9 protein-coding genes and 1 pseudogene are annotated in these 15,460 nt (G+C 42.3%); 1 reads left to right on the top strand and 9 read right to left on the bottom strand.

Annotation, left to right across the window (positions count from 1 at the left end; translation table 11 throughout):
- Positions 1 to 112: 112 nt before the first annotated feature.
- The 9 genes and pseudogenes from ACTXGK_RS17715 to pilG all read right to left on the bottom strand — a co-directional run bounded on the left by ACTXGK_RS17715 (position 113) and on the right by pilG (position 13,312).
- Complete coding sequence (locus ACTXGK_RS17715; protein WP_443515899.1) at positions 113 to 634, bottom strand: cytochrome b; 522 nt, start codon at positions 632 to 634, stop codon at positions 113 to 115.
- A 141-nt stretch (positions 635 to 775) separates the two neighbouring features.
- Positions 776 to 1,273, bottom strand: coding sequence for a hypothetical protein (locus ACTXGK_RS17710; RefSeq protein ID WP_443515901.1), 498 nt, complete (start codon positions 1,271 to 1,273; stop codon positions 776 to 778).
- Positions 1,274 to 1,290: 17 nt separating this feature from the next.
- Complete coding sequence (locus ACTXGK_RS17705; protein ID WP_443515902.1) at positions 1,291 to 2,289, bottom strand: chemotaxis protein CheB; 999 nt, start codon at positions 2,287 to 2,289, stop codon at positions 1,291 to 1,293.
- A complete protein-coding gene (locus ACTXGK_RS17700) occupies positions 2,279 to 9,187 on the bottom strand; it encodes an Hpt domain-containing protein (RefSeq protein WP_443515904.1) in 6,909 nt (2,302 codons plus the stop codon). Before ACTXGK_RS17700 ends, ACTXGK_RS17705 begins: the two co-directional genes overlap by 11 nt.
- A 30-nt stretch (positions 9,188 to 9,217) precedes the next feature.
- Positions 9,218 to 10,156, bottom strand: a complete 939-nt coding sequence (locus tag ACTXGK_RS17695) for a CheR family methyltransferase (RefSeq protein ID WP_443515906.1) — start codon at positions 10,154 to 10,156, stop codon at positions 9,218 to 9,220.
- A 109-nt stretch (positions 10,157 to 10,265) separates the two neighbouring features.
- A pseudogene (locus tag ACTXGK_RS17690) lies at positions 10,266 to 11,552 on the bottom strand (methyl-accepting chemotaxis protein); the annotation flags it as partial.
- A gap of 303 nt (positions 11,553 to 11,855) precedes the next feature.
- On the bottom strand, positions 11,856 to 12,386 hold the full coding sequence (locus ACTXGK_RS17685) for a chemotaxis protein CheW (protein WP_371532879.1): 531 nt from the start codon (positions 12,384 to 12,386) through the stop codon (positions 11,856 to 11,858).
- A gap of 3 nt (positions 12,387 to 12,389) precedes the next feature.
- Positions 12,390 to 12,752, bottom strand: coding sequence for a response regulator (locus ACTXGK_RS17680; RefSeq protein WP_201597892.1), 363 nt, complete (start codon positions 12,750 to 12,752; stop codon positions 12,390 to 12,392).
- 182 nt (positions 12,753 to 12,934) lie between these two features.
- Positions 12,935 to 13,312 (bottom strand): twitching motility response regulator PilG, encoded by a 378-nt coding sequence (pilG, locus tag ACTXGK_RS17675; RefSeq protein WP_057761576.1) that lies wholly within the window; start codon positions 13,310 to 13,312, stop codon positions 12,935 to 12,937.
- A 679-nt stretch (positions 13,313 to 13,991) separates the two neighbouring features.
- Here pilG and ACTXGK_RS17670 point away from each other — a divergent pair.
- Positions 13,992 to 15,248: an efflux RND transporter periplasmic adaptor subunit gene (locus ACTXGK_RS17670; RefSeq protein WP_443515909.1), complete on the top strand. Its 1,257-nt coding sequence runs from the start codon at positions 13,992 to 13,994 to the stop codon at positions 15,246 to 15,248.
- The last annotated feature ends 212 nt before the right edge of the window (positions 15,249 to 15,460 follow it).

Below are 15,460 nucleotides of genomic sequence, written 5' to 3'. Positions count from 1 at the left end.
TTTCATTTATCACTTAAAAAGCCCTAAGTAATGTACTTAGGGCTTTTTTGCATCTTTAAGTTTATTGGTACGGCGTGATATATATAGCATCCGAGCATTGATCAATGGCAGATCATTTCATACGTGATATTAAATTGTCTTTTTTGATAAACTGATGATACAAGGCAGCACCAATATGCAGCGCTGTAAAACCGATAATCATCGGCCAAATAATATCGGTATGTAAATCATTATAAAAGCGTGCCAAACTCCTATCAGGAGTCACAAACACGGGTATTTGGAATAAACCAAAGATATCGACAGGACGACCACCATATACCGTCATTAATAAACCAGCAAGCGGCATGGCGATTAGAATGGCATAGAGAGCAAAATGCGATAACTTGGAGACCAGCGATTGCCATTTTGGCATTGGTATTGATGGTGGCGCTTTGGTAAAGACGCGGTTGATAACTCGCGCAATCATCCAAAACAACAAGCTTACCCCAAACGCTTTGTGAAATCCGATATATAGATTGCTATCGAGATTTTCATACAGCAGTATCATCACCCATGTGATCAACAATAAAACTGCGCTGATCCAATGAAATATACGACTGCTGAGCGACCATTTTGATACGTTAGAATTATTCATGAGCGGCTCTATAGTTTTTATTAAGCGTTATTTATAATTGATATTATATATAGGACAGCAACTCATCCAATAACAAAAAGTAATCAGCATTGCTCGGGTACTACCTATGAGGTGAAGCATAACTGAAACTTAGACGAGAATCTAGTTATCTAAATTAACCAAATGATGCGCAATTTTGTCCAAGTCTGGCACCAAATAAACATTGTCGTCAATCATAACGGTTTGATACAGATAAGAGAGCACAACGTTTTCGTCGGACTGCCCCTCTATTTTATCAACACCAGTATCCGCAAACTGCTCAGGAAGCTCTGTATCTTTGACGTCAGAAATACGGGCTTGTAATTGGCGCAGCTCACCTGCCGTTTGCAAAGCAAATCGATGCTCGGTGGTATTGCCCTCTAGTACGATAATTTTCTCTGGTGTTCTATCTTGCGGTAACAAGTGAAAGACGGCAAGATTTTGCTCTTGCCACTGATACGTAGATATACGCTCTTGATAATCCTCGACGCTCAAAATCAAACTGCTCGGAATGATCCAATCAGGTTGGTTAGATGCTGGCACGATAGTCACATCAAGCATACCATTATTCGTAGTCAGTAAACTTACCGCTTCAAATGAGTGTTTCAAAATTTGTTTCATACGTCGCTCACAATCAGTTAGCGTGAATGGCTTGCTGCCCTTTCACCAATATAATCAGTCAGTTTTTTTGCCAAATCTGTCGGACTACCAACGAAACCACAATATCCTGAATCAATAATAGCCTGAGGTTGACTCGGACATGCACTCAGACTAGGGTCTTGCGCCCATAACTGGCTGTTGTTGTCTTGAACCATGTCTAAATACTGAGAACCATCATTACCCATGCCCGAAAATATAATATTGATTAGATCGCTACCATAAACATCGCTGGTATTTTTAAGAAGCTGACCAATAGCAGGCTTATATTCACCGCTCCACGCCTGCTCCAACAGTATCACCCGACCTGCCGAATCACAGACAATCTGCTTATCGATCGGTGCTATGAGACATTGTCCTGCTCGCAAACGCTGCGAGGAAGCGATAACCTCACAGCGCCAATCATTATGGCGATTGAGTATCCGTGGTAGCGTACCAATCATAGTCTGATTGAAGTGATGCGCCAATAAAATGCACACTGGCAGTGTCGCTGGTACATTATCTAAAAACTCTTTTACTGCACTAGGACCACCCATAGACGCACCCAGAAATACGACATATTGCCAACTTCTTTCATCATCACTCTTATGAGCAGCAGTATCCAGTAAAGTTGGTAACGCCAGCAGTTTCGCCAGTTTGCGTTTTAACTTACGCTGCCATTTAGCATATTGCTGTGCTTCGTTAAGATAGGGTGCCTGACTAAAACCCACCAAGACAGCAGCAGATTTGGAAGCTGTCGTTGCGGTTGCAACACTATCATCATAATCACTGTCTATGAGCCAAATATCGATATCTACATTAGACAGCTCACTTTTTTCTTGCCACTGAGCCCATGATACACAGCCGACAAGCGTGAAACCGCAGCTACGTACGGTGTCCGAAAAAGCCACACGCTGGCGATGATCTTCTGCCACCACCAGCACTTTAATCTCATTATTATTTTTTTGTCGCAGTGCTAAAACACGTGCATTATCCTTCATTAGTTAGGCTGACCTCTTCACCAAGTAGTCTTTGGATTTTTTCAAGCAACTCTTTTTCTTGGAATGGCTTACCCATATAGTCATTTACCCCAATCTCTAGAGCACGCTCACGATGCTTTTCGCCAGTACGTGAGGTAATCATAATAATTGGAATATGCTGTAATCGACTATTGAATCTGACCTGAGTCGCCACCTCGAAGCCATCCATACGCGGCATCTCAATATCCAGCAATATCATATCTGGCGTCGTGTCCTGTAATATCTCGAGCGCATCGATACCATCTTTTGCAACCGCCACATTGAACCCTTGACGCTCCAAGAAACGAGAGGTCACTTTACGTACGGTCACGGAGTCATCGACTACTAACACCGTCGATTTGGACTCTATACGTCCTCGCTTGGCACTGGCAGATTTCGAGCTGTTCTTCACCAGCTGCACATTTCGCATTAACGCAATCAAATCTAAAATGAGCATTACCGAACCATCACCCATGATAGTAGCAGCTGAAATACCCGGTATATTCGATAATTGCTGGCCTAGGGGTTTAACAACCACTTCAATACGTGATCCTGCAATTTGATCAACTTGTAGTGCGATGTTTTGTCCCGTACGGTTTTTAATAATAATCAGCGGCAGACTGGTGTTGGTATTGACGACCAGCTCATTCAGTTTATTACCTGATAGAATCTCATTTAGATAACGTACACGATATTCGGTATCTTCAAAGTTCAGGGTGGCAGCATCTGACTGATAGTAATCATATAGCTTTTCTGGGTTGACGCGCACCACGCGCTCAATCTGTACCAATGGTATGGCGTAGTAGCGATCTGCTGCGCGCACGACCAAAGCATCAGACACAGCGACCGTCAATGGCAAACGCATCGTGAAGTTAGAGCCTTTGCCAAGCTCTGAAACAACCGAAACGGAACCACCTAGTTGACGGATTTCACTAATCACAACGTCCATGCCGACGCCGCGGCCAGAGATCTGTGTCACTTGCTTACTGGTACTCAGCCCAGCATTGAAGATGTATTGCATGATATCAAGATCAGAGAGACTGTCATCGTTTGCATCAATCAGACCTTGAGAAATAGCTTTATTGCGTACTGCCTCTACATCGATACCACGGCCATCATCTGATAGTTGGATGACAATCTCGCTACCTTCTCGATGGACCTCAAGCGTAATATGTCCACTACGTTCTTTACCTGCTTTGAGGCGCGTCGAGGTAGTTTCGATACCGTGATCGACAGCGTTTCGTAGCATATGCTCAAGCGGTGAAGTAATACGTTCTAGAATGGTTCTATCCATCTCGTCATCAGCATTAATGATGGTCAACTCAACGGATTTGTTCAACTCATTAGCCGTCTGACGAACAATACGCTCAAGACGCGGTGTCAGACGCGTGAATGGCACCATACGCGAGTTCATCAGCCCATCTTGCAACTCAGTCTGTGTTCGCGATAGCTGTAGCAACAGGCTTTCACTATCACGAGTCTTTTCTAATAAAGTATGGTTAATATCAACCAAATCCGAGGCAGATTCTGTCAATGATTTTGATAACTGGTTCAGTGAAGAATACTGATCCATTTCTAGTGGATCGAAATCCTCATTATCAATAAGCTCATCATCTATCTGTGACAAAATCTGAGCTTCAAGCTCAATCTCCATACGGCGTAACTGATCTGCCAGTCGCTGTACCGTAGTACCCATCTCTTCAATACTGTTAGTCAAGCTACTAATACCCATATCAATACGGGCGCGGTTAATCGCTGACTCACCAGATAAGTTAATCATATGCTCAATCAGACCACCTGAGATACGAATCATTTCATTACTACTAGTGCTGTCGTCCTCCTCATTAGTGGTACTGAACATAGATGGCATCTCGCTGATATCTTTTGCAAGATAGTGAGAGTCTTGATTTTCTTTGGCAATCAAAATTGCTTCGCGCTGAGACTGTAGAGATTCTTTAGGAACTTGTTTGAGACTATCAGGATTTCTCCCAAACTGCTCTAACGCCTCGATTAATAGTGCAGGCGTTGGTGGATTGACATTTTGTTGAAGAATAAATACGGCATCGGCAAGCCAATCATGACTGGCAACTAGCAACTCTAATACTTTCTGAGTAGGGGGACGACGGTTACTCACAAAGTCTGTATAAACTGACTCCATCTCATGAGCCAAATCAGCAATACCGGACGCAGTCACCATTCGGGCACCGCCCTTAATGGTATGCAGATCTCGCTGAAGTGCTTGTAACGCTGTGGTATTGTTTGTGTCGTTTAAGAACAAATGCAGGTATTTATTACGATTGGTAAGCTCTTCTGCCTCTTCTAAGAACACCGATAATATGTCTGGATCAGGCAACCCATTAGGCCATGATTGCTTAATCATAGTATCTAGGCTGAGCAATTCTGATGTTTCGGTACTGCTATTACCCTCATCCGCTACTACGTTTTGCACGTCTGGTTCAAAATAGTTCTTCGGTACTGGTATGATCAGCTCTACCGTTTCTGGTAAGGTTTTTTCACTTTCAAGTACTTTTAACTGTTCGATAAGCTCTGAGGTAAAAAAGGATCTTTTATGATTCACGATATGCATCACTTGTTGCGACATCGTGTCTTGCACCATTTGCATAATCTCGAGCCACTGTGTTGTCGGCTCTCGTCTATTTTCTACAAAAGACTCATAAACGCTTTCTGCTTCGTGAGTTAGATCACCAATACTACGAATGCCAGCCATCCGTGCGCCACCTTTAATGGTATGCAAATGACGCTGTAATACTTTTAGCGAATTGATATTAGTAATATCGTCACGCCATTTATTGAAACTCTCATCTAGCGCGTTATCAAGCTCTTGAGCCTCTTCTAAGAAAATCTCTAATAGCTCAATATCCGTATCAATCGTTTCAAATTGAATTTCAGGTGCTGAAATAGCTCGAACGACAAAGCCTTCGTCGTTATCGTCAAGGTTATCATTTTGATAGATACCTTGTAGCTCACTCATTACCTGCTGGTCTATTTTCAGTGACGTACTACCAGCTAGCGCATCGAATAGACCAATCAACTGGGCATGGCCCGACAGTAGAATAGATTGGATATCTCTATCTCTCGCTTTATCGATATTATCACTCAGGTAGCTATAGGCATTACCAAGCTCATTCAGAACGGTAATGAATTTTGGAAATGCTTGAGCTTTATCTATTAAACAGGTGATTTGTGAAATTTGCTGCGCGATATAGTCTTGACTGTGTTCTGTTTCAGCATGACCAAGCGCCTCTTCTAACTCCCACTCAGCATCTAACAACGTGTCGATATTATTATCTAATAGCTCTTCTATCGTTGGTTTGCTATCAGTGACAACGGTCGCATCAGCATCACTAATGACATACTGCTCAGCCAGCATTGCTTGCAATGACGCTATGTCTTGCTCTTGCTGACTGTGTGAATCTTCTTCTATGACACTACGCTGCTGAATATTTTGTTTGTAGCTACTTAAATAACCATTTATCAGCTTGGCAGATTGCGCTAAAGCCTCTAAATGTTGGGCACTCATAGCAGTATCTTGCTGCTGCAATAGCTCCAAACTATGCTCTATCGTTGAGCTAACTTCGCTGATTGCAGCCAAAGCACTGGAGCCAGATGCAGCTCGCAACGTATGGAATGCACGTACTATGTCATCCGTTATCTCAATAAGCTGCTGATCTTGATTGTCGCTGACAAATTGATCAATGTGATGAAGTAACTCTTCTGCTTCATCAATAAATATCTTACAAAATGCTTTTTCTTCTTCGCTTTGAGGTGTTAGAACGACGGTTGCCTCTGCCATTTTTTCGTTGACAGAATGAAAGGTCTGTAACGTCATGTCTATCGCTTCATTAGTCTCATCATAGTCAGGATTGGCTTCGTCTATACCAGTATCCAATACGGACTCTTGTGCGGGGTTATCTTCGGACTGGCTTGTTGCTTGCTCATATAAACGAGAGTAACTAAACGCATCACCCTGTTGCTTACTATAGGCATTGGCGCAGGCAATCCATAAGGGCACTAAAGATGGGTAATCTTGGCTATTATTTTCAAATGCTACTAACATTTCAGGATAAGCGGCCAATACATCTGACATTAGCTGACACATATCGCTTGAGACAACAACACTATGATCCAATACGCGATTGAGCATATTCTCTATCGCCCATGCTAGCTCGGCGGTGTAGTTAGCGCCCACCATGCGGCCAGAGCCTTTTAGGGTATGAAAACCACGACGGATATCTTTTAGAGCGTCTAGGTCGGTTGATGCTAGCTGCCAACCTTCATATAAAGGTACAATTTCGGCAAGTACTTCCTCGGCCTCTTCTATAAATATCTCTTTAATATCAGGATCTGCATCATTCGCATCGGCTGCTAATTGCTCGGTTTCTTGCATAAACGGAACAAGTACTGCCGGAATCTCTAAACCAGATAGCGATGCTGGTACATTTGTATTATTGTTTTCAGAGTCTGTTCCTGCAGTATCATCAACGCTCGAAAGTAATGTTTCTAACGATAAATCATCCATTGAATCAGAGTCATTGATACCTAACGCTACTTCAGCTGATGTTTCAGTGATTCCAGTCTCAAACGTATCTAAACCAGCATTGACAGGCTGCTGCGCCATTAGGTTACTACTTTGCAGAATAGTAATAGCAGGATCAAAGTTCGGTGATTGTTGTGCGGAAAAATCTGTCAGTAGCACTGGCAAACGTTCCGCCGTCTCTATCACCAGACGTACGACATCGTCTGTTACAGGGAGTGTTTTATCCAACAGACGGTTAAGTAGGTTTTCTATTGACCATGCCATCTCACTGATGCTAAAGGCACCAACCATACGGCCTGAGCCTTTTAAGGTATGAAAACTTCTACGCACCTCAGTCAATGGTGTTAAGTCTTGTGCATCCTGCTGCCAAATAGGCAGAAAATCCTCCAGATCATCGATTACTTCAGTGACTTCTTCGATAAAAATGTCACGAATCTCTTCATCAACTTCAAAGTTATCAGGCTTGACTTGTTCACGAGCACGCAGCAATGCGTCACTCTCTACATTAGGACTAGTATCAGTGTTATCTTGCGCTGCTATCACCGTTTCATCATCTGAATCGGTCACAGGTGCGATCTCACCACTATCATCATAACGAAGCACATTCATCGCGACTGGCTTTTGCGTCAGCCATGTATCGTTAATCGTTTCTGGTGATGTCACATACACATTAAGAAGCTGTGATGCTTTCGCTGCATACTCATGTGCCTGCGTCAGTAAGTTTTGGTCAAAGACTTGCTGCGCAAGATAGTCGAGTAACAATTCAATCGAGGTCAGACTCTCTGCCAAGGCTTGGGTCACATCCCAGCTAAGTACAGCAATCTCATGAGTGAGCAGTTGCGTGAATATGCTACCTATATTTTCTATCGTCTCACTAATGACTGGCAGTCCCATATCATCAAAAGTATGGGCAATTTTGTCAAAGTCAGCAATGGCTGGTAAAGACTGAATATCTTGACGTTGTATATACTCGTTAAAGCTTTCCTTGATTTCTTCAACAGCAATACGTAGCTCACGTAAATCACTGTCAGTAGAAACTGATTCATGTCTACCTTCACCCTTTACATCACTGATATCGAACGCTTCAGGTGTAGTAGCAAAAGAAGCAGCAGCGCCAATTTTGAGTGATATTGCCTGCTCGGTATCATAAATAGCACTATAGAGCTCTTGTAGCTTGCGCTCAATGTGCCATTGCTGCTGCGTAAACTCTGTCTCTGATAAGCGTGCTTGCTCTAAATCTGCAAGGATTGATTCGACTTGCGACGCGTATTGTACCCAACCTCGACTCTCAAGCTGGCCTTGTATATGTCGTAGAGGATTGACTAGCGTGTCTGGCTTATCTAGATTAAAGATAAAGGTCTCAATCTCACTGAGTAATCGCGTTAAAAAACGTGAGGTCGAAGGCCCATGCTGTGATATGTCATTAAGGATAGATTGAGTTCGCTCGCTACTATTCTCTAAATAGCTGAGCTGGATATAGACACTGGTGATTAAGCTTTTGACAAGGCTCGAAGATAACTGGGCTGGCTGAGTAGCAGATTCTATGACGCGATCAAGCTGACCTAATAGTGGCGCATAATATTCAGGTAACGGCGCTTCATTATGAGCAAGATCACTCAGCCACAATTGAGTCAAATACCATAGGCGCTGTAAATCATTGTCTTGAGTGGTCTGCCATAGGTATTGACTAACTTTTTCTAAAACCTGTAGAACCGGTGCCTGATTGATATTGGCAACCAGCAATTTTTGTACTTGCTGTCGCCACACCAGTAACATCTGCTGATAGTGCTGATCTTCCAAATTGGTCGTGACATTACTCGTGGGTACTGCGATCTGAATGCTATTGACAATATCTTCATGAACAATATTTTCATTAATATCATCGTTATTTCGATGATCGTGCTGGGTATCAGTAGCATCTATAAACGCGTCTGCTTCCACACCTCGTTGCGATAGTATCTGGGCAAGCTCATTAGTCGCTTTATTTATTAGAGCGCGGTTGTATTTGCCTACACGCGCATATTGGTTGAGCGCATGTTGCAACAATTTATGAGAAAACTTGCCTATTTGACAGTCTCTAGTAGACAGATCATCACTCTCCCCCAAGCTCGCCATAAGGCTCAACTTATTGGCAATATCTGCTAGTAGAGGCAAGCGAATCATCGTCAGCGCGCCGCTAATCTGATGGTAGTGCGATGTCATCTGTTGATAACTGTCGATGTCAGCACCTGATTGCCAGCCATCAGATATCTGTGATAATTGCTGATTGAGCAGTGGCGACAACCACTCAAGCGTCACTATGTCATTGGGCTGCTTTTTCATAGGTTTATCCTAACTCGTCTAGGCACTAATTTAGGCACTAATTTTTTGCCACACATTCACTTGTGGGTGCGCAATACGGCGCATATTCGAAGGACGCCAAAATAACGCCTCACCTGGAGCCAATATAATATATCCCTCTACCGCACACTGCTCTGATAGCCGTGCCAAAATATCACGCTGATCAAATTTACGAAAATACAGCAACATATTTTGGCAGATAATCACATTTTGGAGATGCGAAGTGGGTGGTTTTTGTTCAATAACATTGTGCAGAGCAAAGCTAACATAAGGTCGTAAAGCCGGCGCTACTTGCCAATCAACGTGAGTATTGATAGACCTTTCTGCTTTACTAGAAGCATCAGCCATACTCAGCTCATTTTCTGCATTCTTGGTGATCAAAGGGTGAACAAACTGCTGACAATTTTGAGGAATCAGTGACTGCTGCCGTTTATCATATTGTCCTAGCCGCGCGTTTGTAATCGCTTGCTCGCTCACATCTGTTCCCAGTATCACATGATTAGACAACTGCGCGGCTGTCAGACTCATAGCCAGCGACCAAGTCTCTTGCCCACTTGCACAACCAACACTCCAAATGCGAAACGGGGTATCCGTTTTATTTGCTCGTTGATAATTTGCTGCATATTTTGTGACAAAGGCTATAGAAGGTCTATGGCGAAAAAAGCGACTCTCATGAATCAGCACCTTATCCAATAACTGCTGGCGAATCTCATTATCTTTTGGCAATTGATGCCAGAGCTGCTGAATAGTGAGTCCATTTAACGTTGCTGTATGGTCAATGGCATTGGTCAACCACTGCAGCTGCATATTTGGCAATATAAAGCCAATCTCTTGTTCTATATATCGCTGCCACTGCTGCAAATTAGCGCTATCGCCCTGTATCATCTCATCACCCCATACAGGTTCAAATGTATTAGATAGAGCCTTTTCTGCTTGTGTATGATTGTTCACGTCACCTGCTATTATTACTGCTGCACGGCATCAATACTTGTACAGCATTTTAGTTAAAACCTTATACAAAAAGACGTATCAATACTGCTTTAACATTCACGCTAAAAGGTTAGACAATTTCTGATAAGGTTTGTTCAGAGTGAATCATTTCATCATCTAATAATTCATCATCGTTCGATACTTTAAAACCAGTAACAGATTCTTGTAGTGCGGCAGCCATTTCACTCAACTCACCAATAGAACGTGCTGTGGCCAACGTACCAGATGAGGTTTGTGAAGTAATATCTTGAATGATATTCATAGTATGAGAAATATGGCCAGCAGATTCAGCCTGTTGTAATGCAGCATTTGAGATATTCTGAATCAAGTCAGCCAACGTGTTAGAAACGCTCTGTACCTCTTCTAGTGCTTCACCAGCATCTTTTGCCAAACGAGCACCACGTACTACTTCAGATGTCGTCGACTCCATCGACATAACAGCCTCATTAGTATCCGCCTGAATGGTTTTTACCAATGTTTCAATCTGTTTGGTCGCATTCGCTGAACGCTCAGCCAGACGCTGAACCTCATCAGCAACAACCGCAAAGCCTCGACCGGCCTCACCTGCCATCGATGCCTGAATGGCGGCGTTCAATGCCAATACGTTGGTTTGGTCTGCAATATCGTTAATCAAGCCAACGATATCACCAATCTCTTGCGAAGACTCACCAAGACGTTTGATACGTTTCGACGTCTCTTGAATCTGATCACGAATAACGTTCATACCTTCAATCGAACGCTGTACAACTTCTGCCCCATTATAGGCAATGGCAACTGAACGCTGAGCAACCGTCGCAGACTCTGACGCATTATTCGAAACTTGGTCAATTGACACGGTCATCTCATTAATAGCGGCTGATACGCCAGCAATTTCTTGCGCTTGATGTTCAGAAGCTTCAGCAAGCTCAACAGCGTTCATCTGCGTTTGATCTGAAGACTGTGCAACTCGGTCAGCGGTGCTGTTAATAACCAAGACCAATTGACGTAATTGGTCAATTGCGAAGTTTACTGAGTCGGCAATTGCCCCTGTAAAGTCTTCTGATACGGTAGCATTGACCGTCAAATCACCTTCTGCCAAATCACCCAACTCATCAAGTAGGCGTAGAATAGCGATCTGGTTACGTTCGTTTTCTTCTTGAATTTGACGAGCTCGTTCAGACTCTGCTTCTGCTTCTTGACGGCGGCGTAACGTTTCTTTTTCAATCAGTAAACGCTCCGATCCACCACGTTGCTTGAGCAACTGATATGAGGCAAACATAATACCCACGGCTCCGATTGCAAATATCGCCGCCGGTAAAACAACCGATTGATCAAAGCTATCAAAGTATTGACTTACCGTTGATAGGGAGTTGATCAGCCAAATCAGACAAGCCAAACTTAATAGCACAAAAAATCCTAATAACAATTTCCATGTACTATCAGAGCTTTTGCCATCTACTGCTGTTTGGCCCACGCCAGCTACAGGTTTTCTTTTAACATCACTCATCTTGCGTATTCCTTTCAAACAATCGTCAAAGTCTTATCGTGACTGACTTTGACAATCTTATTGTTATCAAAACAATGATTAGCAAAGCCTGTATAAATACTGACATCCCACTGTATCGTGTCAGTCGCTATCAATCTGTCGTTACCGAATAAATAGGTCTTCTATTATCGATTACTATATCGCAGCATCTGAATACTGCAGATCCTGTGCCAGCAAGCTTGGCATAAAAACGTACCACTCCTGCTCGTCTTTCAAAAACTTACCATGGTTATAAGGTGCAAATGGTGAATTGGAATCAATCGCTTCTGGGCGATATTGTTCCTGAGTGAACTGTTCGATACCAAGCACTTGATCGACCAGTAGCCCTGAAAAGTTATTGTCATGATCGATTACAATAACTTTCCGCTGGCTTAGCTGTGACAAGCGACTTGGCACTTGTAAAAAGTGTGACAAATCCGTCAGAGGTAGTAATCGTCCGCGAATATTGGCAATACCTAGCATCCAAGGCTTTACTAGAGGTAAGCTAGTATATTCTGGCATGGATAATACCTCTGATACCTGACCCATAGGGGCAACTAAGCGCTGCCCACCAATCTCAAATACCACCCCTTGCCAATCAAACTCTTGACCACCGCGGCGACCACTTTTGCGCGCACGTGCCAAGTCTGCTAGACGCAGAAGCTCAATAAATCCTCTAGAGGCCACAAGTTACTCCATCACTTTGCGAATCATATTGACCAATCCATTTTCATCGACTGGTTTATTCATATACTCTTTGGCACCTTGACGCTTGCCCCACACTCTATCGGTTTCTTGATTTTTGGTACTAATCATAATGACAGGTATATGAGCGGTGGTTTTACCACGAGTGATTTTTCGCGTAGCCTGAAAACCGTTCATTTCTGGCATGACCACATCCATTAAGATGACATCTGGCAAGTGATCAGCTGCCATCTGACAGCCCTGCTCGCCATTTGATGCTTCTAATACTTGAAAATTATTTTTGGAGAGCATGTCGCGAAATTTCGCCATTTCTGATGGCGAGTCGTCAATGACTAAAACGGTAGTCATAGGATTTTCCTTTATTTCTAAAATATCTATGAAGATATATTGTTGATAAAAAGATTGAAAATGATGCCCAACAACTTATTCGTGATTTATTTTTATGCTAGTCACTTAGTATGCTAGTCACTTAAATAGTGAGTCATTATTTTTAATCTTAGCAATCACTATATTTGAGTCTACAGAGCTGATTAACGGTACTGGTTAATCGCATCAAAGAGCTCATCTTTACTAAATGGTTTGGTCAAATACTCATCAGATCCGACGATGCGGCCACGGGCCTTATCAAATAAGCCATCTTTAGATGACAACATAATCACGGGTTTATTAGCATAATCAGGGTTATTTTTTATGAGTGCACAAGTCTGATAGCCATCTAAGCGCGGCATCATGATGTCGACAAAAATAATATCTGGGTTGTTATCAACAATTTTTGCTAAGGCATCGAAGCCATCTATAGCGGTTACGACTTCACAACCCGCTTTTTGTAGCAAGGTTTCTGCGGTACGGCGAATGGTTTTTGAATCATCAATCACCATTACTTTTAAACCTTCAAAATTATTTTCCATTATCATTATCCTATGAACGACTATTTATTCGTAACGCTCTCTGTCTATATAAAGCTCTAACGATTATCTCAAGTCATGATATCAGTCAATATTAGACCAATACAAAAGACTGAGATTTTATTAGACATTTTATGACAGTGAATACCTTTTATCAGTGTCTGCCCATCAAACACAGCGTCAACATGAGTTACTATACGCACTTTGCTCGTAATAAGCTCATAAAATTGAGTGCAACTCTTAGCTTTTTAGGCTCAATATTTTACTTCTATAACCATCAAGCAAGACCGTATTATCTCTTAAAACACTCAAAAAATTTTGAACTTACTTACTGTCAGTGACAACGTTATTCAAACAACGAGGCAACCAACTTTATGATATTCCTGCATTATATAGAATCAATAATCACATTGCTGAATAATTTTCTTTTGTGATAAAAATGTATCATAGTATTTCGTTATGTTTGTTTTAGCACAGTTATTGATGCTTTTCCAGTCATTAGCAAATTAATGTTCTAACTAATGAGTATCATAAATCGCTGTTCTTATTTAATAAGCTGGCAACCACATCTGTTTTCTTACGACAAACGCTTACGCTACTTAAGATTAGTAAGTATGGCGCAATTGTTCCACCGCGTATCTATTCACTATATAATGAAGCGACGACTATAACGGTGACTGCTATGACAGCCTTTAAACATTCCAAAAAAAGCCTTTACTTGCTCAGCGTTTTATTGCTTGCTGCTTGTCAGCCCTCACCACCTGAGAATGAATCAGTCGCTCCTGAAAACACGGCAACGGCAGACTCCCCCGTTGTCATTACCAGTGATAGTGTTACGATGACGCCTGAACACATACTAAGTATAAAGTCCTCACGTTATCAGCCAAGTCTAGGGCTGCAAGGTAGCATCGAACCTATCAAACAAACCAAATTTGTTGCAGTACATCCAGTTAATATAGAAAAAACGTTCGTTAGCGAAGGTCAATGGGTAGAAAAAGGTACGCCCTTACTAGTTGTCAGGCGTTTGGCGGCGGTGAGCGATCCTACCGTAAAATCAGACACATCTACAGAAGCCAACTCTTCTAAAGAAGATACAGTGACAAGCACTACCAATAATAAGAAACCAGAGAATACACCAAGTATTGACGACAATTCTGACTCTAGCTCTACTAAGGCTTTATCTGTTGATAATGATGCTAATGTCAATAATACTAGCAATGATAAAGAAGAGGCGTCAGCAGCAAACCTTGTGACAGATAATAGTGATAACGCCGATAGTAATGGTGTAAAAGCTGATACTAAAAAACCGAACCCACAATATAATTTGGTTACGATAACTGCTAGCTTTTCAGGTCGTGTAGAAAACCTATATGCCACAACTGGTGAAAAAATGGCGGGGCGCACTCCCCTATTAGAAATTAGTGACGAGACCAAATTGCACTTTGCGGCGACACTACCCATTCAAGCAGAGCCTCAGCTTTCAGTCGGTCAGACTGTCAATTTTACGACCGAAGGTATCACTGACAAGTTTACAGGTCAGGTCAGTAAGCTTGTGCCTACCAGCCAGCCCAAAAAACTCTTGGTGTATGTTAACGTCATTGACAATGAAGCCAGCCGTGACAAGCTACAACCAGAAATGAAAGTCACGGGGCGAGTCAATTACGGACAAATAGACGTAGGTACTATCGTGCCTAAGCGCGCCTTGCATGATGTTGACTTAACAGAGTTACAAAAACCGCCATACATGCCGCTTAAACCGTTAACAGCCAATGTCTGGATTATTGGCCAAGACCAGCGTTTGACACGCCAACCTATCGAGGTTATTGAGTATGATCCGACCACGCAACAATATTTGATTGCTGGTGTGAGTAACGATAGTTTAATTTGCTTGGCTGATTTACCTATTGATTCTGAAGGCAAAAAAGTCATCGTGTCATAGTAATTCATGCTGACAGTTACATTTGGTAGAAACATTAACAAAGCCTATCTTGTTTTGTAACAGCATCATTAGGCAATATAGTCGTATTATATATAGCACTATCCGAGTATTTAGGACTATTTTTATCACTACGTATTTTTATCATCATGATAGTTCAGTACTCTAAAACACCTGAAAACTTAGAGGCTCAGAGGTTTAATGGCATAGAATGT

The organism is Psychrobacter sp. T6-5, from assembly GCF_052258485.2.
In the GTDB taxonomy this organism is placed as follows: Bacteria; Pseudomonadota; Gammaproteobacteria; order Pseudomonadales; family Moraxellaceae; genus Psychrobacter.
This window is presented reverse-complemented; position numbering and strand designations above follow the sequence as displayed.